A 23,963-nucleotide genomic window follows, 5' to 3' on the forward strand; every position below is an offset into this window, starting at 1 on the left:
ATAAAACAGTCTGTGATTGAACCATTGTGCTGGTCAGAAGCACATAAAAGTTGTATGATCATCTGTGCGATTGGATTCTTGCCTGCTTACAGGCAGGGAGAATGCCAGTCATAACAGGAAAGAATGGGTGGACAACATATGCAGCGATATTTTGTATCTGCAGAGCAGTTCAGTGAAAGTGCAGTGATGATTACGGGGGATGATGCCCGTCATATCGGCAAAGTCATGCGTGGCAAGCCAGGAGACAAGCTGATTGTCAGCGACGGAAGCTCTAAAGAAGCACTGGTCGCCATCGATAGTATTGAAGCAGGTGAAGTGAAAGCAACCATTCTGGAACCGCTGGTTATGGATCACGAGGCACGGTTGAATGTAACTGTAGCTCAGAGTTTGCCAAAGGGCGACAAAATGGAGACGGTTATCCAGAGATGCACGGAGATCGGAGCGGTATCCTTTGTGCCTTTTTTATCAGAACGTACCATTGTGCAATACGACGCCAAGAAAGAAGGCAAACGTCTGGAGCGTTGGCGGAAAATTGCCAAAGAAGCTGCTGAACAGAGCCATCGCAACCGCATTCCAACCGTTGAGCAGCCGCTTTCCTGGAAAGGGCTGTTATCTTCTTTTGGGGACTATGATCTGGTATGTTATTGTTATGAAAAAGAGGACGGCAAGCAGCTTAGAGATGTTTTGAAGCTGTTCGTGGAACAGCTTGCTTCTGATACAGGAGCAAACGTGCTGGTTGTTGTTGGACCTGAGGGTGGGTTTTCCGAAAAGGAAACGGCTCAGGCCGATGAAGCAGGTGCGATATCCGTCGGACTGGGCAAGCGTATATTGCGGGCCGAGACAGCGGGTATGGCTGCCCTGACTTGTATTTTATATGAATCTGGAGAAATGGGGGGAATGTAATTATGCCATCCGTGGCGTTTTACACCTTGGGCTGCAAAGTTAACTTTTATGATACAGAGGCGATCTGGCAATTGTTCAAAAATGAAGGATACGAACAGGTAGACTTTGATGAACAGACAGCTGATGTCTATTTGATTAATACGTGTACCGTAACGAATACAGGTGACAAAAAGAGTCGTCAAATTATCCGCCGTGCCATCCGTCGCAATCCGGATGCCATTGTAGCGGTAACCGGATGTTATGCACAGACATCTCCTGCGGAGATTCTGGATATTCCTGGCGTGGACCTGGTCATCGGAACCCAGGATCGGGATAAAATTTTGCCTTATGTAAACGAAATTCAAGAATCCCGTCAACCTGTTAATGCGGTGCGCAACATTATGAAAACACGCGTATTTGAAGAAATGGACGTACCGGATTTTGCGGATCGGACTCGTGCATTCCTTAAAATTCAGGATGGTTGCAACAACTTCTGTACGTTCTGCATCATTCCTTGGTCCCGTGGTTTGTCCCGCAGTCGTGAATCAAATAGCATTGTTCAGCAGGCTCATCAGCTCGTACAAGCGGGTTACAAAGAGATTGTCCTGACAGGTATTCATACAGGCGGATACGGAGATGACATGGATAACTATGATCTGACCGACCTGCTGTGGGATCTGGACAAAGTGGAAGGTCTGGAGCGTATCCGAATTAGCTCGATCGAAGCTAGCCAGATTGATGACCGGATGCTTGACGTAATCAAACGTTCAGACAAACTGGTTCGTCATTTCCACATTCCGTTGCAAGCAGGAGATGACACCGTTCTGAAACGCATGCGCCGCAAATATACGACAGAAGAGTTCTATAATAAAATGTTGCGTATACGTGAGGCAATGCCGGATGTTGCGATCACGACCGATGTTATCGTTGGTTTCCCAGGCGAAACGGATGAGATGTATCGTAACGGTTATGAACTGATGCGTAAAATCGGCTTCTCGGAAATGCACGTATTCCCATACTCCAAACGTACAGGTACTCCGGCAGCACGTATGGAGGATCAAGTGGATGACGAAATCAAAAATGCAAGGGTGCATGAACTGATTGAATTGTCTGAACAGATGCAACTGGAGTATGCTGAAAAATTCGTTGGACAAGTACTCGAGGTTATTCCTGAAGGTGAAGCGAAAGGCCGCGAAGGCAGTGGCAAGCTGCACGGTTACAGTGACAACTACATTCAACTGGTGTTTGATGGAACGCCGGATATGGTAGGTAAAGTGTGCCGCGTGAAGTTGACCGAAGCAGGTGCGAATGAGAGCAAGGGTACGTTGGTTCGTGTACTTGAAGAGAATGTGAAATCCGCCGCGATGTAATCAAGGCGTTATGAACAAGGATTTCATTTCCTTAGGGAATATACCCAGGGAGATGAGGTCCTTCTTTGCCAATAAAAGAATTGAAGCAGATGGGGGAGAACATCATGAACAAAAAAGAAATTTCAGCAGGCGGCGTTGTGTACAGAACAGGAGAAGATGGTCAGATCCAAATCCAGCTTATCGTAGACCGTTACGGTAAAACGACACTCGCCAAAGGCAAAATGGAAGATGGAGAAACGATCGAACAGACGGCGCTCCGTGAGATTTTGGAAGAAACGGGTATGGTGGGTCGCATCGTGGAGCCGATTAATATCATTGCATATACGTATCAGCATGCCGAGTTTGGACACGTGGACAAGGAAGTACACTATTACCTCGTGGAAGCAGAAAGTGGTGACTTGCAGCCTCAGATCGAAGAAATCAAAGGTGTGGATTGGTTTGCTCCGGAAGAGGCATGGTCCAAACAGCAGCAGAACGGATACGATAACAACGATGACATTTTGCGCATGGGCTTGAATAAACTGGGCATTAACGTTTAATGTCTTACGACGTTACGCTTAAATGATGGTCTACTTACCTACCCATTTCTGTTTTCAATAACGCCAATATTGTGACAACATATTAAGCGACAGGTCTCTTTGCCGATGGGGTGAGCACAGGTGTTTTCTTGTGCCAGATCGGCAGGTAACAGAACGGTAAGGCAAGCAATGAACTGATGATGTTAAAAAGGGTCTGGGCATGCGCAATCTGTGTCCCGTTGTCCGCTGACAGCCAGGCCGACACTGCATGTAGCTGGCCGATCAGCGGCATAAACAGCAGCGCTCCCGCAATGTTGAGCACAACATGGGAGGCTGCCACGAATTTGCCTGCGGAAGCTCCGCCCGCGGCTGCAATAACAGCAGTGATACAGGTCCCTACGTTAGACCCGATTACAATGGCGATGCCGATCTCTACAGGCAGCACGCCTGTTGAGGCAAGTGTAATCGCCATGCTGATAACTGCGGCGCTGCTGTGAATCAGCGCGGTCAGGCACGCACCGGCAAGAAAACCCCACCATAGGCTGTCGGTCGACCGCTCCAGAAACCATTGGAATACGCCCATGCTCCGAAGTGGGATAGCAATGGATTGCATGACTTGAATGCCTGTCATGACAAGAGCAAATCCTGCTGCCGCAAGGCAACTGAATTGCATATTGCTCAAAGTAAGGCGAGTGCGTTCATGGGCAGTTTGGTTACGTTCACCAAGGACAACAAAAACCGCCCAGCCTGTTAGAGATATAAGCAACAACGGAAGTGCGGCACGTCCGATCTGAAGACCGACAAGCTCTGTCGTTAAGCAGGTTCCAATATTGGTCCCCAAGATAATGCCGAGTGTGCGTCCATAGGTAATTAAGCGCGCGTTAGCTAGTCCTATGGTGAGCACCGTTACCGCAGTGCTGCTCTGCAGCAGAGCAGTTGCGCCTGCACTGAATGCCATACCCTTCCATGGGGCAGAAGTGGCACGGTTTAACCAGCCTGCCAGCATCGGCCCAGCCATGCGTTGCAGCGCTGTCTCCATCAGCTTCATACCGCCAAAAAAGATAATCAGCCCATATAACAGAGGCAGAATTACTTCTCTGAACATTACGAATCATTCCTCCCGTCCGATTCCTTATCACTTATCCTATGAGGAAGCAGAGACAAGCATGACAAGCACAAGAGGAATTGAAACTGTTAACTCCCATGCAAAAGATACGGTGATTCGGCAAACGCAGCGGAGGGGACGAAATCGAATCCAAAGAAGCGAAGCGCTCGCCTGAAAGCTTTCTGAAAGAAAGCTACATCGGAAGCATAGGCTTGTCCTCGGATTTTCCCTTTGGAGAAGGGGAATCAGAAAAATCCGAGGACAACAGCGATCATAGAATCGATTCGTCCCCGGAGCGGCCTCTGCCGCCCAAACCTATCTTTTCAACTAACTTACGAAAGAAGTGGATCAATCTTGCCATCCGTAACACTGGAACGAAGCCGCAAAAAGCGGCTGGAACATGCACATCCCTGGATTTTTAATAATGAAATTGCAACTGTAGACGGCAACCCGGAACCGGGTGATATCGTCAATGTACTGAATCATCAAGGTCGTTACTTGGCTACAGGATATTATAATCCGGCTTCACAGATTACCGTTCGTATAGTCTCATACCAGCCTTTGGAGTTTGAACAGATGGATACCGCCTTTTTTGCGGCTCGTTTCCATGACTGTTTGCGTCACCGTGAACGCTTCATTCAGGATGGCAAAGCCTACCGTCTTGTTTATGGCGAAGCTGATTTTCTGCCTGGATTGATTGTTGATCGGTTTGATAGCATTTTAGTTGTGCAGATCCTTACACTGGGTATGGACCGTTGCCGTGAAGCCATTGTGCAGGCTCTCATTGAAGTGATGCAGCCGGAAGGTATCTATGAGCGCAGTGATGTCTCTATCCGTGAACTCGAAGGTCTGGAGCAGATTAAAGGACCACTTTACGGGGAATGCCCGCGTCATGTGACTGTGACCGAAAATGGGCTACTTATCAAGGTGGATATCGTGGAAGGACAGAAGACAGGGTACTTCTTCGACCAGCGGGAAAATCGGGCTGCCATTGAACCGTTGATGAAAGGCTGGGGGTACAAAAGCGGCATCACTGTGCAACAGATCGAGCATGAAGGAACAGAACAGCTGTTGCCTGTGAACAAGGGCGGCAAAGTGGTTACTTTCCCCTATTGGGATGGTGCCACCGTGCTGGAATGTTTCTCTCATACCGGCAGCTTCACCCTGAACGCTTGCAAATTTGGTGCGAAAAAGGTAACCTGCCTCGATATTTCCGAACATGCGATTGAGAGCGCACGAACCAATGTCGAGCTAAATGGTTTCACGGATCGGGTTGAGTTCGTTGTGGCCGATGCTTTTCAATATCTGCGTGAGCAAGTCAAAGGACTTGATGAGCGCAATGCACGCGCACGAGCAGCGGAGCAAAAGGTAGATACCTCCAAAGCATTGTCCAGTGCTGGAAAAACGTTTGATGTCGTTATTCTGGATCCACCTGCGTTTGCCAAAACAAAATCAGCAGTCAAAGGGGCATGCCGCGGCTACAAGGACATCAACCTGCAAGGCATGAAACTGGTCAATGAGGGTGGATATTTGGTAACCGCAAGCTGCTCCTACCACATGCGTCCTGATCTCTTCCTTGAAACGATTGCCGATGCAGCGGAAGATGCAGGCAAAGTGCTACGTTTAATTGACTGGAAAGCGGCCGGTAAGGATCACCCGCAAATTTTGGGCGTAGATGAAGGGCATTACCTGAAATTCGCTATTTTTGAAGTGAGAAGCAAAAAAAATTAAGAGGACTGTTTTAGAATGATATGTACCCTATGAGATAGACACTTTAAAAAGTCCATCTTATAGGGTATTTTGTTTATGAGTAAAATCTTGATCTTGGTGAATAGCTTATATTGTTGATCGAAAAGAATACGGTGCTCAGCCTTTGTTCCGACTCATTTATGTATGTCTAGGTTGGAAACCGAAGGAATTTAAGTTGAAGAAAGGAGCAGGTCTGCTCGCTATGTGTACGGGTATGTTGTTGAAACGCGTAATTATAGACGTAGCAGGCTTACATTGATATGCGAAATCTAAAAGAGCTGAACGATTACATACATTTCTTGACAAGCATCAAATAACGATGATCTCAAATGCTACAGTCGGCTTCGGCAACAGTGTTGAAAAGTATACGGAGCATAAACATTCTGTTCTTGTTTCCTCTGAAAATATACAAGAAGCTGCTCAGCAAACAGCAGACAGCTTCAAAGAAGCTGAAAGCAAGTATTTGCTGCCGCGCATAGAGCAGGTTGCTGCTGTTGAAGAATATTTGACCAAACGACCGCATCACTGGCCTATGGGAGATCTTTTTAACTGCTGCGTAACGATTTTAAGCTACGGGTTACTAACCAATGATCAGACATTAGTGCAAAAGGCTATAGAGCTTGAATTTGTTTAACTGAATCGTGGACTTGAAAACTGCGAATAGGTTTATCTGTCACCGAGATTGGAAATAAACTTCATTCCATAATTGATGCTGCTGGCTGTATTGAACAGGTGGCGGCTTTTTTAATTCTGTTTACTTCGTTTTCAATAACAATATTATGGTCTTATTAGGTGGATCATGGCAAACGTATGTTCCGAAGCAGACCAGGTATGGTATACTGGAAATTAAAATCTTGTACGTGCAGTTTGGAGGATGACACATGTCCGTACGCTTTGTTATTGGCCGGGCAGGCAGTGGTAAAAGCACACTGATTACCCGAGAAATCATATCCCTGCTTAGGCAGGAGCCCCAAGGAAAACCACTAATTCTGCTTGTTCCGGAACAGAGTTCGTTTCGCACAGAGCAGGCGCTGGTATCCTCTGGAGGTATTAAAGGCACGATGCGTGCCGAAGTACTTGGATTTCGCCGTCTTGCTTATCGTGTTATGCAGGAGGCCGGAGGTTCTGCCCGTATTCCGATTGGAGCCGAAGGTAAGAAGATGCTTTTATATAAAGTCATTCAACGTAGGAAAGAAGAATTACGTCTCTTTGCTGCTTCTGGCAGCCAGCTTGGGTTTATTGGGGAATTGACTAATTTATATAGTGAGTTTAAACGATATGAGGTTCATTCTTCGGCACTCGAAGAAGGACTTGCAGAATGGAGCATTGCATCGGCTTCACCTATTCTGGAAGACAAACTGCATGATTTGAATCTGATCTACCATGATTACGAGAAGGAATTGGCAGATTTATATATAGATGATGAGGATACGCTGAACGAACTAACGGGCCGTTTGCCAGAAAGCACATGGCTGCAGGGAGCTGACGTTTGGATTGACGGCTTTCATAGTTTCACTTCACAAGAGCTGAGTGTTATTGGGCAGTTGATGTTGCAGGCTTCGTCTGTCACCATTTCTCTAACGCTTGATGGTGCTTACGAGCAAGGTATGCTGCCAGGAGAGCTGGAATTATTTTATCCAACGGCTAGTGCTTATGTACGTCTCAAAGGCATGGCTGATCATTTGGGTGTGTCCAGCGATACAACGGTACTGCATGGTGAAGTGTTGCCGAGATTTAAGGATCGGCCGGGACTTGCCCATCTGGAGGCTGGCTTTGATCGGCGAATTCGCTGGAGAAGTCAGGGAGAGGACCCAGGGATACGTTTGATGGCTGCGGAGAATCGCCGGGCAGAGCTGGAGGGTGCACTGCGTGAAATGCGCCGTCTGGCGCAGGAGGATGGAGCGAGATATCGGGACATGGCGGTGTTGGTTCGCGGATTAGAGACGTATGCTGATATTGCGGAGCCGTTATTCAGAGATTATGATGTTCCGGTCTTTCTGGACCGAAGACGGAGTGAACTGCATCATCCGTTGGCTGAATTCATTCGTTCCGCACTGGATATCGTTCGGCGCAACTGGCGGTATGAAGATGTTTTTCGCTGTGTCAAAACGGATCTGCTGCTTCCGCTGGATGGTTCCATCACGCGTGAAGATATGGATCAGCTGGAGAATTATGTGCTTGCCTGTGGTATCCATGGATATCGTTGGACGGATGGCAAGCCGTGGAAATATGTGCCAAGTCTCTCGCTGGAGGATAATGGGCAGGAGGCACGCAGCCGAGGGCGAGATGCTGTGTTATCGCTGATGGAAAGTTGCAGAGCCTTAATCACTTCTGCACTGGGCACGTTTGAGAAGCGAATGAAAAAAGCCAAAACGGCTGCTGCTCAGTGTGAGGCGCTATTCGGACTTTTAGATGATGCAGACATCGCACACAAGCTGGATCAGATGTCCGCTCAGGCCAAAGCACAAGGGGATCCGGAGCGATCCAGAGAGCATCGGCAAATGTGGGGTGCTGTGCTGGATCTGATGGATCAGATGGTTGATATGATGGGCAATGAACGTCTGGATATCACTTTATTTTCGGGTATGATGGAAACCGGATTGACTGAACTCAAGCTCGGGCTTGTTCCACCAGCGCTTGATCAGGTGCTGTTTGGTTCCATGGATCGCACACGTCTGCGTGATATTAAATATGTATTTATTCTTGGGGCGGTTGATGGAGAACTGCCAGCCATCCCTCAGGACGACGGTGTATTAACCGAGCAGGAAAGGTCGCTGCTGACAGAGAAAGGCATGAGTCTTGGACCTGGTGCAACAAGACTCATGCTGGATGAACGCTTTCTGATTTATACAGCTCTGACCGCTGCCAGCAAGCAGTTATGGCTCAGCTATCCGGTTGCAGATGATGAGGGTAAATCATTACTTCCATCCGAAATTGTGCGCCATATACGCAAAATGTTTGCATTACAGGAGCAGCCTTTACTTGCTCAGCCACCGGTTTCGGATTCGGATGCCGTACACCTCTCATACGCGATTCATCCAGAACAGAGTTTATCCATGCTGATTGGACAGCTGCGCAGATGGCGCAGGGGAGAAGACATTCCCGACATATGGTGGGCAGTTTACAATTGGCATGTAACGCGTGAAGAGAGCCGCCCTGGGCTGGAGCGGCTGCTGGGTTCTGTCTTTTATCGTAACCGTGCGCTGCGGCTGGAAACATCAACCAGCCGTAGGCTGTATGGTACGGAGGTACGGACAAGTGTTTCACGGATGGAGCGGTTTGTTGCTTGTCCATTCTCTCATTTTGCATCTCACGGACTGAAGCTTAGAGAACGGCAATTGTATCGTCTTCAGGCGCCGGATATCGGTCAGTTGTTCCATGCTGCACTAAGTCAGCTGGCTATGCGTCTGCGTGAGGAAAATCGCAGTTGGGGCAGTCTGACACCGGATCAATGCCGTCAAGAGGCAGAGCAAACGGTGGAGCAGATTGCTCCGCAGCTTCAGGGCGAAATTTTGCTAAGCACGAAGCGTTACGGTTATATTTTCCGCAAATTAAAAGATATCGTCAGTCGTGCCTCCGTCATTCTGGGTGAACAGTCCAGACGCGGCAGCTTTGAGCCGATTGGGCTGGAACTTGACTTTGGTCCGGGGAAACCTCTGCCGCCATTGCGTTTTGAACTGGAAAACGGGTGTGTGCTGGAGATTGTCGGCCGGATTGACCGTGTCGATGTCGCTGAAGGAGAGAACGGTCTGTTGCTGCGAGTGATTGATTACAAATCCAGCCAGACAGATCTCAAGCTTCATGAAGTGTACTACGGGTTGTCACTGCAAATGCTCACCTATCTGGAAGTATTGCTCAGTGCGGCTGAGGAGTGGTTAGGGGAGACGGCGATGCCAGGAGGCACTCTCTATTTCCATGTGCATAATCCCCTGTTGCAATCGGCCAATGGCATGACGTCGGAACAGGCCGGGCAAGAGCTGTTGAAACGCTTTAAAATGAAAGGTCTGCTGCTGGCAGATCGCGATGCTGTTGCTCAGATGGATCACACGTTGGACAAAGGACATTCCGCGATTATTCCGGTGGCACTGAAAGCAGATGGCAGCTTCTACAGCAGTGCTGCGGTAGCTACTCCAGAACAGTGGGATACGCTACTTGCTGCTGTTCGTGGCAATATCCGCGAGATCGGAACTCGCATTACAGATGGAGATACAGCCATCGAGCCGTATCGGATACAGCAGGAGATTGCATGTACATTCTGTCCATTCAAACCGGTCTGTCAGTTTGATGAAAATATTGAGGGGAATGACTATAAACTGCTGTCCAAACCGGGCAAACAGCAAGTTTGGGATATGTTGTCTCACAGCAGGGAAGGGGAAACGTTATGATGCATATGCCTAAACCAGAAGGCAGCTTCTGGAGTGATGATCAGTGGAGCGCCATTTCCGAGCATGGAGAAGATATTCTGGTTGCCGCAGCTGCAGGATCGGGAAAAACAGCGGTGCTGGTTGAGCGGATTATTCGCAAAATTGCAGACCCTTCCCAGGGATTCAGCGTGGATCGATTGCTTGTAGCCACGTTTACTAAGGCTGCGGCTGCGGAGATGAAACAGCGCATTCGGGAAGCGCTGGAGCGCGCGCTTGAGGAGCAACCGGAGGATGAGCATTTGCGCAGGCAATTGTCACTGCTCGGACGAGCCTCCATTACAACGCTGCACTCTTTCTGTATGGAAGTCATTCGCAGGTATTATCAGCAGATTCCGTTAAACCCGGCGTTCCGTATTCTGAATGAAAATGAGGCTGAAATGCTTCGTCAGGAAATACTTGAGGAGCTGTTTGAGGAAAAGTACGGCGAAGAAGATGAGGGAAGCACGTTCCGCGAACTGGTGGACTGGTTCAGCGGGGAGCGAAATGATGATGCGATGCATCGACTTGTACAACGTTTGTACGATTTCTCACGAAGTCACTCCTGGCCAGATCACTGGCTGATGGAGATGGCAAAGGCTTTTCAGGTGCAAAGTGTAGAGTCATTGGGCCAATCTGCTTGGGTACAGAGTATTTTGCATGATGCGGCTCTTGCTTTAAGTGGAGCAGCAGGTGTTCTGCGACAAGGGATTCAGATTTCGTTGCAACCTGAGGGCCCGGCTCCTTATGCGGAGACACTTCAAGAGGATTTGGCGATGGTTGAAGAACTTTTATCTTCTGTTGAAGTCATGCCTTGGGAAAGGTTGCCTGAGGTATTCCAGCCAGCTGCATTTGGCAAATTGAAGCCTTGTAAAAAAGATCAGACTGACCCAGGGCTGCAGGAGCAGGTGAAGGAGTTGCGGGAAACAGCCAAAAAGGCTGTTGCCGATCTGAAAGGTTCACTTTTTGGAAGGAGTGCGTTCTCCTTCTGGCAGGAGCTGGAACAGGCCGCACCGCTGATGAAGGAGCTTTCCCGTCTTGTCAGCACCTTTGGCGAACGTTATCTCCAGGCGAAGCAGGAACGCGGACAAGTTGATTTTAACGATCTGGAGCATTATTGTCTGCACATTTTGCGGCATGAGGATTCCACTCCTGAACATTCGATGCCGTCGGATGCGGCGATGGAATATCGTGCACGTTTTGATGAAGTGCTGCTGGATGAATATCAGGATACCAATACGGTTCAAGAGGATATTGTTAGGCTGATCTCCCGAGAAAATCCGGGTAACCGATTCATGGTTGGTGATGTCAAACAGAGTATTTACCGTTTCCGACTGGCTGAACCAGGCCTCTTTATGAACAAATATCGTAACTACACGCCGAGTGTTCATGTGGTTGCGGATGACAATGGCGAGTACGAAGAGCACAGTGCAAGAACGRGGATCGAGACGGGAACGGGAAAACGAATCGACCTTGCCCGTAATTTCCGTAGTCGTGCCGAAGTGGTGCATTCCGTTAATGTTATATTCAGACAGCTGATGAACGGAGGGGTCGCCGAAATCGCCTATGATGAACGTGCTCAGCTGGCTTACGGTGCATCCTTCCCGTCAGAGACACTGGGGAGTGAAGCGTACACGCCTGAGCTTATGTTGATTGATCGCCAAGGCAGCGGCACGGATTTGTCGGAAAGTACAGAAGAGGCCGTGGATACAGTTGCAGCAGCAGAACTGGAGAGTGCTGAACTTGAAACGGCTCAACTGGAAGCACGCGCCATCGCTGCGCGAATCCGAGAAATGGTTGGAGATACAGATAAGCCTGCGCTGAACGTGTATGACAAGGCATTGCAAACGATGCGTCCGGCACGTTATGGAGACATTGTTATTTTGCTGCGTTCGACGCTGATGTGGGCACCGCTGATGATTGAGGAATTCAGGCAGCAGGGCATCCCCGCAGGTGGGGAGCAGAGCAAGGGATATTTTCAAGCGACAGAAGTTGAAGTGATGTTATCTCTGCTGCAGCTTGTGGATAACCCGAGACAGGATATTCCTCTCGCCTCCGTGCTTCGTTCTCCCATGGTTGGATTAAATGAAGAAGAGCTTGCTCAGATTCGTTTGGGGGATAAAAGGCAGTCCTTCTATGATGCCGTTGTTTCTGCGGCAGGAGAGTGGAGGGACGAACCGGATGTGTTCGGTCAGCGTTCTCAGCCGGGAAGAGATTCAAATGTTGACGGTTTGGTTCAGATGCAGTGGCCAGAAGGTTGGTCAGAGATCGAACAGGCTCAGCGCGAATCCGCCGTTACTGCCGAGATGGAAGTTGATTCCGGAGAGCATGTGCGAACAGAAGCACATGAACAGGATGCAGGCTTTATAGGTGAAAAAGAACTCTCTCACCCGCATCTGCAACAGAAACTGATCTATTTCATGCGTCAACTGGAACAATGGAGACTCGAAGCAAGACAAGGCAGTTTAAGTGAGTTGATCTGGCGTATTTACCGGGAGACTGGATATCTGGACTGGGTTGGCGGGCTTCCTGGAGGTCAGCAGCGTCAAAGTAATCTGAAGGCACTGTATGATCGGGCACGTCAATACGAGGAAGCAACTGCAAACCGCGGATTGTTTCGTTTCCTGACCTATGTCTCCAGATTGCGGGAAAATGGCGGTGACCTCGGAACAGCAGCCAGTGGTTCAGGAGAACAGGACAATGCGGTACGGATTATGACCATCCATCGGAGTAAAGGTCTGGAGTTCCCGATTGTGTTTGTCGGCGGCATCTCCAAACTGTTTAATCAGCAAGATCTGCATACACCGTTTCTGATGCACAAGGAACTTGGCTTTGGCCCAAGATTTGTGGATCGTGACAACCGAGTGGCTTATCCTACGTTAGCCAATCTGGCTATACGTCGGCGAGCTCAGTTTGAATTGCTGGCGGAAGAGATGCGTGTGTTATATGTGGCCCTAACCCGGCCAAAAGAAAAAATGGTTTTGGTAGGTACGGTGAAGGATGCCGTCAAAAAAGCACAGGCCTGGTCACAGGTTAAAGACAGTCCGGAACTGGCGCTGCCTGATTATCTACTTGCTGCTGGCCGGAATTATCTGGACTGGATCGGACCTGCATTGATAAGACATCGGGACGCTGCGGTGCTGCGTGAGCTTGCTGGTGATCGTGATTCTTATTCGGCTTGTCTTACAAGTGATGAATCACGCTGGAACATATCCGTAATTGCTGCGGATCGGGTGTCTCGTGAACCGAACTTAGATATTCAACAGAACGATGAAGATGAGTTAACCGAATTACGAGCAGAACGTGTCACAGCTCTGCAAAAGATGCAGCCGGTTCGATTAAATTCATCGGCAGTAGTGATTGAGCAGTCAGAGGGAATGTCAGATGATGCTCCTTCAGAGATAGGTGAAAGGCTTTCCTGGACGTATCCGTATGAATCAGCTTCAGAGGTGGCGGCGAGCACTTCGGTGACTGAGATTAAGAGCATGTTTTCCATGCAAGAAGATGTTTCGTATCCCGTGATGGAAGAGCTGCGGGAGCAAGCCGAGATTCATAAGGGAACTCAAGTAGGGCAATCTTCATTCAAATTACATTTGCGCCGTCCCAAATTCATGGGCGAGAGACAACTGACGGGAACAGAACGGGGAACCGTGTACCATACGTTGATGCAGCACCTTCCTGTAAATCGATCTGTTGTTGATGCATCGGTTGTTGAACAGACCATTTCCCGTCTTCTGGCACTTCAAATTTTGCTTCCTTATCAGGCGGAGGCGATTGAAACAAGGGAACTGACCGCCTTTTTTGATACGCAGCCAGGAACCGAGATGCTTCGTGCGGCATGGATTCGAAGGGAGATTCCATTTACTTATGGCGTTCCTGCACACCAGTCTCCTGCGGAGTGGATTCATGGATTGCGTCAGAACGAAGAGCGGGAGGTATTTGGTGAAAATAGTAAAGTGCAGGCTGTTCTCGATAACGAAACGGTGCTCGTAAGGGGAATTATTGACTGTCTCTATGAGGTCGATGGTGAACTTGTTTTGCTGGATTACAAGACAGACAGGGTGTTGGAACATCGCGGAGGACTTGAGCCTCTGGTTGAAAACTATCGTTTCCAACTAGAATTGTACGGACGGGCGATTGAGGATATATTGAGTCGGAAAGTTGATCACACGTGGCTCTACTTTTTTGATGGTGGTCATGCGGTTAAATTATAAAATGATAGAAGAAACGATAGATGGGTTTAGGAAAGAGAGGTGGAACGGACGATGCGTATTTTGCATACGGGAGACTGGCATCTGGGGAAAACGCTGGAGGGTCGAAGCCGGCTACGTGAACAGGAAGAGTTTGTCGATGAACTCGTCAAACTCGCCGATGATCAACAGGCTGATGCTATATTGATGGCTGGAGATGTCTACGATTCTGTTAATCCACCAGCTTCGGCAGAACAACTTTTTTATGAGGCGGCAGCACGTTTGACGGAGCATGGCAGACCACTCGTTGTTATTGCGGGCAATCATGATCAACCTGAAAGGGTGGCATCCGTAACACCGCTCGTGAACAGGCAGGGGATTACACTTGTGGGAACACCGGTGTCTGAGGCCGTTACCATTCATACAAGACGAACCGGGGAGACAGCACACATCGCCGCTTTGCCGTACCCGTCAGAAGCCAGATTGAATGAACTGTTGACGGCAGATGGGGACGAGAATGTACTTCGTCAAGCATACAGCCGCAGAGTGGGTATGTTAATGCAGCGTTTGGCGGCTTCCTTTCGTCCGGATACAGTGAATCTCGCCATGAGTCATATTTATGTATTAGGCGGGGTAGAGAGTGATTCTGAACGGCCTATTCAGGTGGGGGGAGCTTACACGGTAGATCCTTCCTCTTTGGCGACAGGGGCACAATACACTGCTCTGGGGCATTTGCATCGGGCACAAGCCGTCAAAGGAGACGGTGTCATTCGGTACAGCGGTTCTCCGCTGGCGTACAGTTTCTCGGAAGCCGGACAGAGCAAATCCATTACAATGGTGGATCTCACTCCGGGCGGAACTGCACAAGTGGAAGAGGTGTTGCTTACCTCAGGTAATCCACTCGTTCGCTGGAAGGCGAGAGGCGGTCTGGCTGAAGTGTACCGCTGGCTGGATGAGGGACGTGATTCTCAGGCTTACATCGATATGGAGGTCTGGCTGGAGGATGCCATGTCTCTCAAGGAAATTCAGCAGCTGCGCAAAACTCATGAAGGCATTATTCACATTCGTCCTGTATATCCCGAGATGGAGGCAGCAGGACTAATAGAACAGCGCTCAGAGTTGCCTGTACATGAACTTTTTCGCAAGTTTTATCAGCGTCAAACCGGTGGAGCGCAGCCGGAAGACAGCCTTGTACAGCTGTTCCTGGAGCTTGTGGATGAAGACGAGCCAGGTGCGCGCGAGGAGGTCGAAGGCAGATGAGACCGATTTTACTGAAAGTTGCCGGATTGCAAAGTTATCGCGAGATGCAGGAAATTGATTTTACGGTGCTGACCGAGACAGGCTTGTTTGGTATTTTTGGTCCTACGGGTAGCGGAAAGTCTTCCTTGCTTGATGCAATCACACTTGCTATGTATGGCAAGGTGGAACGAGCAGTAAATGGTACACAGGGCATTATGAATCATGCCGAAGATTCGCTCTCGGTTGAGTTTACATTCGAGCTTGCTTCGGCAGCGGGAACCCGGAGATTTCGGGTAGTACGGCGCTTTAAGCGCAATAATGAAGTGTCTGTCAGCAATACGGTCAGCAAGTTTATCGAGACGATTGACGGGGAAGATCAGGTGCTTGCTGACAAACTGGCAGAAGTCAATCGTTGCGTCGAAGATGTCATTGGTCTAAAAATGGATGATTTCACAAGGGCGGTGGTTTTACCGCAAGGGAAATTTGCAGAGTTCCTTTCACTGAAAGGCAGCGAGCGGAGGCAGATGCTGCAACGTCTCTTCCATCTGGAGAAGTACGGAGATCAGCTTGCCATTAAATTAAGTCGACGGGTCAAGGATAATGATATGGCACATCAATCCCTTGCGGCAGAGCAGCAGGGACTTGGCAATGCCAGTAAAGAAACGCTCGAAGAAACGAAAGTTTTGCTTCAGGCGGCAGTCCTGCACGCGGAAGCATCGCGCAAGGTGCTGGATTCAGCAGTGAAGGAAGCGGAGCATTTCGGCCGAATTCGTGAATTGAGTCAGGAACGGCAAACACGAATGGAAGAACAGCAGTTGCTGCAATCCAAGGCGAACCAGATTGAAATGGACGAAGAACGTTTGAAGTTATCGGGAGCAGCCGACGCGATGCTACCTGCGCTTCAGACGGTACGTGATGCATCTGCAACCTCGAAGCAGCGTCAGATGGAAGCTGAGGCAGCCCGGAAGCAGGCAGTGGAACACGAACATTTGGCTGTTCAGGAAGCTGGAAAGGCAGAAGAAGCTAGGCAGCAACTGGCAGCAGGAGAGCCCAAGTTACTTCTGCGCCTGGATCAGTTGGAGCAAGCCAAGGAGTTGCAGCGGGAACGTGATGTTTTACAGATGGATTGTTCACGGCTTGCACAACTGATGGAAAAAGGGCAAGCCGAACAGACAACGCTGGGACAACAGCTCGATAAAGAGCGAGAACTACAGCTGCGAGGACGTAAACGGCGTGAGGAATTGCAAGAGAGTCTTCAGCCGAACGAAGTGAAGTCCGAGGAACGCAGACTTCTGCAAGCAGCGCTTGAATTGAAACATCGGATGGATACAGCGTTTGAGCAAGTGAACCAAAATAAAGCGGACATGCAGACCTATCGGCAGTCTGCAGAACAAGGGGCCGCCAAGCTGGAAGCGGCGGCTGCGGAAGAGAGACGCCTGACCGAACAGCGCCAGCAATTGATGGAACAGGCGTCAGCAGGTCTTGAAGCCTTGCTTGCTTGTGAGCAGGATGTAGGTAGCGAACAGCGCTTGCTGGCCCGGGCGGAGGAACAGCTGCGCAGCACGATGCGTGAGCAGGAGCTGCACCGACTGTCCGCCGCCTTGCGCGCCGAGCTGCGCGATGGCGAGCCATGCCCGGTGTGCGGCTCCGCACACCACCCGCTCCCGGCTGCGCCGCCGGGAGAAGGTCCGCACGCAGACGATGCGGACCTGGAACTGCTGCGCAGCCTGCACGCGGAGCTGCAGGAGCTGCGCTTTGGGCTGCGCCAGCAGCTGCACGAACGTCGCAGCCTTCTGACGCAGCTTGGCGCCGCGGCCGGCGAAGCCCCGGCCGCAGCCGAGGCCGCGCCTGCGGCAGCGGAGCCCGAGCCTGCCGGATCGCCCGATAGCGAGCGATCCACGGTGGGCTGGGCAGCGCGTGCCGCAGCGCTGCGCGAAGCCGCGCAGGCGCTGGCTGCCGCAGCAGCGCCACTGCAGGGCGAAGCCGCCGCGTTGCAGCAGGCGGCTGCGGACGCGCAGCAACGCCGCATGGAAGCGGCAGCTGCGCAAGAGGCCGGCCGTGCCGGGCTCGCCCAGGCGGAGCGCAAGCTGGCCGAGAGCGAAGCCGCTGCGGCTGCATTGCAGAGCCGCTGGGCCGCAGAGCTGCCTGACATCGCGCAGGAGGAGGCCGCAGGCCGCTATCAAGCGATGCAGGAGCGCGATGCACGCGCTGAAGACATCAAGGAACGTCTGGCCAAGAGCGTGACGTTCCTTGAGGACAAAGAGCAGCTTGTCCAGTCATTGCAGCAGAAGCTGGTGGAATTGGACAAGCAGCTGATCCAGTGGCAGACCGAATGGCAAGGCGGCAGCAAGCAGCTTGCCGAGAAAGAAGAGCGCCTGCGCCAGTGGGTTGGCGAACAGCGTGTTGAAGATCTGATTCGCGCGACACAGGCTCGCCTGGACGAATTGCGCAAGGCTGCGGAGGAAGCTGCTGGGCGTTTCAAACAAGCGGATTCGCAGAAGCAGGAGTCGGTGAAGCGAGATGTGATGACACAGCAAGCTGCCGTCTCAGCTGCAGAGCATCTGGAACAGGCACAGGAGCGTTGGCAACGTCTTCTGGAACAGTCGCCATTCGAAACAGAATCGGCTGTTACACAGGCGGCTATGGTTGCCGAGGAAGCGGAACGGTTGAAGAAAGAAATTCAGCATCATCGTGAACGTGAGCGGGAACTTGCTTCTCAGTTGCGTGAGCTGGAACAGAAACTGAACGGTGCTGTTGTTACGGAAGAACAGTGGATCGCTTGCACAAATCGTTTAAAACAGGCCAGATTTGAGGATGAGACAGCGCTGCAAGCGAAAGCACGTGCCGAGCGGGATCTGGAGGATGTGCAGAAACGCCATGTTCGCTGGACAGAGCTGGAGACGAAACGATTGGAGATTAGCCATCAAGGCGAGTTGCTGAGCAAGTTGCAGGCTGCATTCAGGGGGAACGCATTTGTGGAATATATTGCCGAGGAGCAGCTAATGCAAGTAAGTCATGCGGCTTCTCAGCGTCTGCGTTTCCTGACTAAACAGCGTTACTCTCTGGAAGTGGATTCGGGCGGCGGTTTTGTGATCTGTGATGATGCTAACGGTGGCGTGAAACGTCCAGTATCTACCCTTTCCGGGGGAGAGACATTCCTGACCTCATTGTCACTGGCATTGGCGTTATCTGCCCAGATTCAGTTGCGCGGGCAATATCCGCTGCAATTTTTCTTCTTGGATGAAGGGTTCGGCACACTGGACCCGGAATTGCTGGATACGGTCATTACATCGTTAGAAAAACTGCATGACGATCGCCTGGCCGTGGGTATCATCAGTCACGTTCCTGAACTGCGCGCGCGTTTGCCGCGCAAACTGGTTGTGATTCCAGCAGGCGACGCTGGTGCAGGATCCAGGGTTGTGTTGGAAAGTTTATAGCCCTGAATTTCTGGAAGTGATCAATTTGTAAAAAAATCTTTTTTTTGACAGATGAGACAACTAGTGAATTTTATCACAGATACAGCTTCATCAGGCTGTTATACTACAGTCAAGCCGACAAACATTTTTGAGCCCCCGCCCGGACATCTGTTCAGGAAGCTTCCTGTATAGATGTCCAGGCAGCCGGACTTCTATTGAAGACCGCTCACGAGGGGCTCCTTTTTTGTATCCTTTTATCTAAACCTCTTCAATACAGTGTCAATTCGCCCAGATCTGAATACGATGAAGGGTGAAGAAGAGCTGAACTGGGAGGCGATTGGCGTGGATAAAGTAGCGGCAAAGAAACTATGTAAGGATCATATCCATCGTTATGTATGTATTCAGATGAATGATGGTTCTTATTATGATGGCATTGTGGAGAATGTGGATGATGAGATGATTTATTTGGCTGTTCCGGTTGGAAATGAAGTTATGGCAGGCCATGCAAATGCAGCTCCGAATATGATGCCTGTAACTCAGTACCCGGTGACGGCTGCTCGTGGATTTTATCCTGGTTACGGCTATCCTGCTCCTTACCCTTATTATGGATATGGTCGCAGACGCTTTAACAGGCTGGTTCTGCCTTTGTTTGCTCTGACAGCATTAACCCTACTGCCTTATTATTAAAAAAGTCTAAGTCCGCATTCATTTGAATTAGAGGATTGAACGACAATAAATCCAATTAGAGTCAGACCCAGGCAATGTACATTGTGCCTCCGGGTGTGGCTTTTTTTGACAACTACAAGATCGAGTGCATCAGGAGACCAACTTGTGAAATTCTCATGGATTCCTCGGCTACCTTCCTATGCAAGTGTTGATGTTAATACATATTTCTTCTATTAATCATGTGAAATAAATCTTGTTCGTGCAGTATTGGACGTGCGAATTTACTTTTAGTATGATATAGGAGTATACATAATTTGTAGTCGAAGGAAGGAGGGATCGTACGATGGATTGCTTATTTTGCAAAATTGTAGAGGGCGCCATTCCCTCCAACAAAGTACTGGAGAACGACCATGTGATCGTTTTTCATGATATTCAGCCTGCGGCACCAACACATGTGTTGGTTGTGCCAAAGAAACATATCGCTTCCATGAATGATGTAACTACGGAAGATCTGCCTTTGATTGGAGAAATTCATGCAGCTGCACAAGAGGCAGCCAAGCGGCTTGGTGTGCAGGAAACGGGATATCGATTGATTAACAACTGTGGTAGAGACGGCGAACAAACCGTGCATCATTTGCATTACCATGTGCTGGGCGGAACCCGGTTGGGTGCGTTAACAAGTCTGTCTGATTCACACAAATAAGAGCGTAGGTTAATGTTACTCAAGTTGTGGAATTGTTTTTGCACTTGAAAAAAATCTGTAGCTCAGCTAATATTAAGGGATCACGTTAAGGTTGACACTTTTATTGCCTTTCGCCTATAATGGAAGATGATGAACCGTGTTATTGCTCTTGGACGGTCTGGTCGGAGGGAGGGAAAACTGGTGTCTGAAACTAAAGTTCGCAAAAACGAGACTATTGATGCTGCACTTCGCCGTTTTAAACGTTCCATCGCTAAAGATGGCGTCTTGGCTGAGGTGAAGAAACGTAAGCATTATGAGAAGCCAAGCGTAAAGCGCAAGAAAAAGTCCGAGGCTGCTCGTAAGAGAAAGTTTTAGGAGGATTTTAACTACATGAATCTTAGCGAACGATTGAACGAAGATATGAAGCAAGCGATGAAGAGTAAGGACAAGTTCAGACTCTCCACCATTCGGTTGATTCGTTCGACGATCAAGAATCTTGAAATAGATTTGAAAAGAGATTTGGATGACAACGAAGTGCTTGATATCCTGAGTCGTGAAATCAAACAGCGCAAAGATGCCCTCCAAGAATTTGGCAAAGCAGGTCGCGAAGAACTCGCGGCAAATGCCGAAGCGGAAATTGAAATACTTATCCAGTATCTTCCTGCACAGCTTACCGAAGAAGAAATTAAAGTTATTGTACAGCAGACCATCCAGGAAACCGGTGCTTCTTCGAAAGCCGAGATGGGGAAAGTGATGGCGGCCCTTATGCCTAAAGTCAAAGGCAAAGCGGACGGCAAACTGGTTAATCAAGCAGTTCAACAATTTCTGCAATAAAGCAAATTCAATAAACACCCCCTGACTTGTCAGGGGGTGTTTTTTTATTGTTATATTAATCGTCTTCAATCCTTATCTTTTTTGAATATCATGCAAAATCTCGCGAGAATACTGTAGGTAAACAAACCAACTACAATGATATATAGACACTGGGCATTACGATTAAGGAAGCAACATGGATCGTCTCTCATCTTTCACAGTAAATACACAAAATGTTATAAATAATGGTTATAAAACATGTTTATGGGTATTTATTTCTTGCAATTGAACGAATATTCAAATATAATCTTAAGTTTTTGAAACGTAATGTTGCATTGTACGTAATAAATACCATAAGCTGGACAGTATAACATTATTGGAAAAGGGGGGACTAATGTGAAGGGAAAGCGCCGGAAGAAGCTTACGGGGTCACTGATGCTCTTGATGCTGCTGACGCTTTTACTTCCTGCCTGGATTGGAATACCGTCAGCGCATGCAGCTGAGAAAAGCGGCGCCGTATATATTATTCCGGTGGATAAACCAATCGAGCAGGGATTAGGCAAATTCATGGAGCGCGGATTCAAGGAAGCAGAGAAGATGAATGCTGGCTTGATCATTCTTGATATCAATACGCCGGGAGGCCGTGTGGATACTGCAGATGCGCTAGGCACGATGATTAAAAACAGCCCTATTGAAACGTTGGCTTTTGTTCGTGGTGATGCTGCATCAGCAGGAAGTTTTCTTGCGCTGAATGCAGACAAGATCGTAATGTCACCAGGTAGTATGATTGGTGCTGCGGCCATGGTAGACAGCACAGGCAAACATGTTGACGATCCCAAGCTGGTTGCATACTGGACGAGTAAAATGGAGGGCGCTGCCCAAAAGAGCGGCCGGGATGGTGATATTGCGGCAGGGATGGCCGACGTCAATATGGTGGTAGAAATGCCAGAGATCAATAAAACCAAGCAAAAAGGTGAAATTATTGCTCTCTCTGCCGAGGACGCGCTGAAAGTGGGTTATGCCGACCATATCAGTAACACACCTGAGGAAGCAGCAGCATGGCTTGGTTACAGTCAAGAACATGTGTTCAAATTGGAACGCACTGCTGCAGAGAACATTTCGACATTTTTAACTAATCCGATTGTGATGACGGTATTGTTATTCCTTGGTATTGCCGGTGTCATCATTGAACTGATTGTGCCTGGATTTGGCGTTCCGGGAATCGTCGGGATTGTATGTTTTGTGCTTTATTTCTCCGGAAACTACATTGCGGGGTTTGCCGGGGCGGAGACATGGGTATTATTTACGGTCGGGCTTGTCATGATGATTCTGGAGATGTTTATTCCGAGCTTTGGTATTCTAGGTATTTTGGGATCCATTGCGCTGGTAGCCGGAGTTGTCAGAGCGGCTTATGACACGAGTGATGCGTTTGTGTCCCTGGGTATTGCTTTTGGAGCTGCACTGGTTGTAATCGCGATCATCGCTGTGGTATTCAAGGATCGAGGAATATGGAATCGATTCATATTAAGCGATAAGTTATCTGCTGATCGTGGATATTCCTCGGCTACAGAGCGCAAAGAGCTAATAGGAATGCAGGGCATCAGTATGACACCGCTTCGTCCAGCAGGGACGGCGATGTTTGATGGTGAACGAGTCGATGTCGTCACAGATGGTGGATTCATACCTGTGGATACACCTGTGATTGTCATCAAAGCGGAAGGTACCCGGATTGTTGTACAACAGGCTTTACCGGTGTAATTCTGCGGTTGCCGGAGTGATGATAACGCTTCGGCAATGTACATAACCTGTTGCCAGGCTGTGGGCAATGTGGTGGATTCATGTTTCAGCAGCGGATTCATTAGCGTCAGTTCTGATGCTCTATTTTACAAAAAACATATTGCAAACGGAGGAATTTAATCTATGGATCCAATGATTACGATTTTGCTCATCGCGGTGCTAGCTATTATCGTCCTGAGCGTATTTTTCAGCTTTTTCCCGGTTATGCTCTGGATCTCGGCTATTGCATCCGGCGTGCGTGTAGGTATCATTACACTGGTGGCGATGAGATTGAGACGTGTAACACCGAGTCGTATCGTTAACCCGTTGATCAAAGCAACCAAAGCGGGTCTTCAACTGACAATGAACCAGTTGGAGAGTCACTTCCTTGCTGGTGGTAACGTTGACCGTGTTGTTAATGCATTGATTGCTGCACAACGTGCCAATATCCCACTCGAATTTGAACGTGCTGCAGCCATTGACCTTGCAGGTCGTGATGTATTGCAAGCTGTACAAATGAGTGTTAACCCGCGTGTTATCGAAACACCAATCGTATCCGCGGTTGCCAAAGACGGTATTGAAGTTAAAGTTAGAGCGCGAGTTACAGTTCGTGCCAACATTGATCGTCTCGTCGGTGGTGCTGGTGAAGAAACCATTATCGCCCGTGTCGGCGAAGGTATTGTAAGTACGAATGGTTCCTCGAACTCCCACAAAGATGTCTTGGAAAATCCGGATTTGATCTCTCGTACGGTATTGTCCAAAGGTTTGGATGCGGGTACTGCGTTTGAAATTCTGTCAATTGATATCGCGGACGTAGACGTAGGTAAAAACATTGGTGCCTTCTTGCAAACCGAGCAGGCAGAAGCGGATAAACGTATTGCACAGGCAAAAGCGGAAGAGCGCCGTGCAATGGCCGTAGCACAAGAGCAAGAGATGAAAGCGCGCGTTGTTGAGATGAGAGCGCGTGTCGTAGAGTCCGAGTCCCAAGTACCGCTCGCGATGTCCGAAGCACTTCGTAGTGGTAAAATTGGCGTGATGGATTATATGAACCTGAAAAACATTGAAGCCGATACTCAGATGCGCAACACGTTGGGAAAACCTGCTGAGAGTCCGAATTCCAATGATCAGGGTGATTCCAAAAACGGAAGATAGGCGGT

Annotated in this window: 16 protein-coding genes; 15 read left to right on the plus strand and 1 reads right to left on the minus strand. The window is 49.2% G+C overall.

Annotation, left to right across the window (positions count from 1 at the left end; all coding sequences use genetic code 11):
• The first annotated feature begins 138 nt into the window (after window positions 1-138).
• From AB4Z30_RS20915 to AB4Z30_RS20925, 3 genes are all read left to right on the plus strand, one after another.
• Entirely contained in the window at window positions 139-903 is a 765-nt protein-coding gene (locus AB4Z30_RS20915) for an RsmE family RNA methyltransferase (protein ID WP_441929397.1), read from the plus strand.
• 2 nt (window positions 904-905) lie between these two features.
• Window positions 906-2,252, plus strand: a complete 1,347-nt coding sequence (gene mtaB / locus AB4Z30_RS20920; protein ID WP_441929398.1) for a tRNA (N(6)-L-threonylcarbamoyladenosine(37)-C(2))-methylthiotransferase MtaB — start codon at window positions 906-908, stop codon at window positions 2,250-2,252.
• 101 nt (window positions 2,253-2,353) lie between these two features.
• Window positions 2,354-2,791: an NUDIX hydrolase gene (locus tag AB4Z30_RS20925; RefSeq protein WP_441929438.1), complete on the plus strand. Its 438-nt coding sequence runs from the start codon at window positions 2,354-2,356 to the stop codon at window positions 2,789-2,791.
• A gap of 82 nt (window positions 2,792-2,873) precedes the next feature.
• Here the strand turns inward: AB4Z30_RS20925 and AB4Z30_RS20930 are convergent, their stop codons facing one another.
• On the minus strand, window positions 2,874-3,875 hold the full coding sequence (locus AB4Z30_RS20930; RefSeq protein WP_441929399.1) for a Na/Pi cotransporter family protein: 1,002 nt from the start codon (window positions 3,873-3,875) through the stop codon (window positions 2,874-2,876).
• A gap of 354 nt (window positions 3,876-4,229) precedes the next feature.
• Between AB4Z30_RS20930 and AB4Z30_RS20935 the strand changes: the two genes are divergently transcribed.
• The 12 genes from AB4Z30_RS20935 to floA all read left to right on the plus strand — a co-directional run bounded on the left by AB4Z30_RS20935 (window position 4,230) and on the right by floA (window position 23,958).
• Entirely contained in the window at window positions 4,230-5,606 is a 1,377-nt protein-coding gene (locus tag AB4Z30_RS20935) for a class I SAM-dependent rRNA methyltransferase (protein WP_441929400.1), read from the plus strand.
• A gap of 337 nt (window positions 5,607-5,943) precedes the next feature.
• Window positions 5,944-6,258 (plus strand): hypothetical protein, encoded by a 315-nt coding sequence (locus tag AB4Z30_RS20940; RefSeq protein ID WP_441929401.1) that lies wholly within the window; start codon window positions 5,944-5,946, stop codon window positions 6,256-6,258.
• 247 nt (window positions 6,259-6,505) lie between these two features.
• On the plus strand, window positions 6,506-10,009 hold the full coding sequence (gene addB / locus AB4Z30_RS20945; RefSeq protein ID WP_441929402.1) for a helicase-exonuclease AddAB subunit AddB: 3,504 nt from the start codon (window positions 6,506-6,508) through the stop codon (window positions 10,007-10,009).
• The gene (gene addA / locus AB4Z30_RS20950) at window positions 10,006-14,238 is read left to right on the plus strand and encodes a helicase-exonuclease AddAB subunit AddA (RefSeq protein ID WP_441929403.1); all 4,233 of its coding nucleotides are present in this window, start codon (window positions 10,006-10,008) and stop codon (window positions 14,236-14,238) included. The genes addB and addA overlap by 4 nt, the downstream gene beginning before the upstream one ends.
• Before the next feature lie 51 nt (window positions 14,239-14,289).
• Window positions 14,290-15,474, plus strand: a complete 1,185-nt coding sequence (locus AB4Z30_RS20955) for an exonuclease SbcCD subunit D (protein WP_441929404.1) — start codon at window positions 14,290-14,292, stop codon at window positions 15,472-15,474.
• Window positions 15,471-18,890: an SbcC/MukB-like Walker B domain-containing protein gene (locus AB4Z30_RS20960; protein WP_441929405.1), complete on the plus strand. Its 3,420-nt coding sequence runs from the start codon at window positions 15,471-15,473 to the stop codon at window positions 18,888-18,890. The genes AB4Z30_RS20955 and AB4Z30_RS20960 overlap by 4 nt, the downstream gene beginning before the upstream one ends.
• A 282-nt stretch (window positions 18,891-19,172) precedes the next feature.
• Window positions 19,173-19,556: a hypothetical protein gene (locus tag AB4Z30_RS20965; RefSeq protein WP_441929406.1), complete on the plus strand. Its 384-nt coding sequence runs from the start codon at window positions 19,173-19,175 to the stop codon at window positions 19,554-19,556.
• A gap of 322 nt (window positions 19,557-19,878) precedes the next feature.
• Window positions 19,879-20,238, plus strand: coding sequence for a histidine triad nucleotide-binding protein (locus tag AB4Z30_RS20970; RefSeq protein WP_441929407.1), 360 nt, complete (start codon window positions 19,879-19,881; stop codon window positions 20,236-20,238).
• A gap of 180 nt (window positions 20,239-20,418) precedes the next feature.
• Complete coding sequence (gene rpsU / locus AB4Z30_RS20975) at window positions 20,419-20,592, plus strand: 30S ribosomal protein S21 (RefSeq protein WP_005547957.1); 174 nt, start codon at window positions 20,419-20,421, stop codon at window positions 20,590-20,592.
• A gap of 15 nt (window positions 20,593-20,607) precedes the next feature.
• Window positions 20,608-21,051, plus strand: coding sequence for a GatB/YqeY domain-containing protein (locus AB4Z30_RS20980; RefSeq protein WP_090914751.1), 444 nt, complete (start codon window positions 20,608-20,610; stop codon window positions 21,049-21,051).
• A 414-nt stretch (window positions 21,052-21,465) separates the two neighbouring features.
• A complete protein-coding gene (locus tag AB4Z30_RS20985; RefSeq protein ID WP_441929439.1) occupies window positions 21,466-22,788 on the plus strand; it encodes an NfeD family protein in 1,323 nt (440 codons plus the stop codon).
• 162 nt (window positions 22,789-22,950) lie between these two features.
• Window positions 22,951-23,958 (plus strand): flotillin-like protein FloA, encoded by a 1,008-nt coding sequence (gene floA, locus AB4Z30_RS20990; RefSeq protein ID WP_434750090.1) that lies wholly within the window; start codon window positions 22,951-22,953, stop codon window positions 23,956-23,958.
• The last annotated feature ends 5 nt before the right edge of the window (window positions 23,959-23,963 follow it).

Source organism: Paenibacillus sp. 2TAF8, from assembly GCF_052114825.1.
Taxonomy (GTDB): domain Bacteria; phylum Bacillota; class Bacilli; order Paenibacillales; family Paenibacillaceae; genus Paenibacillus.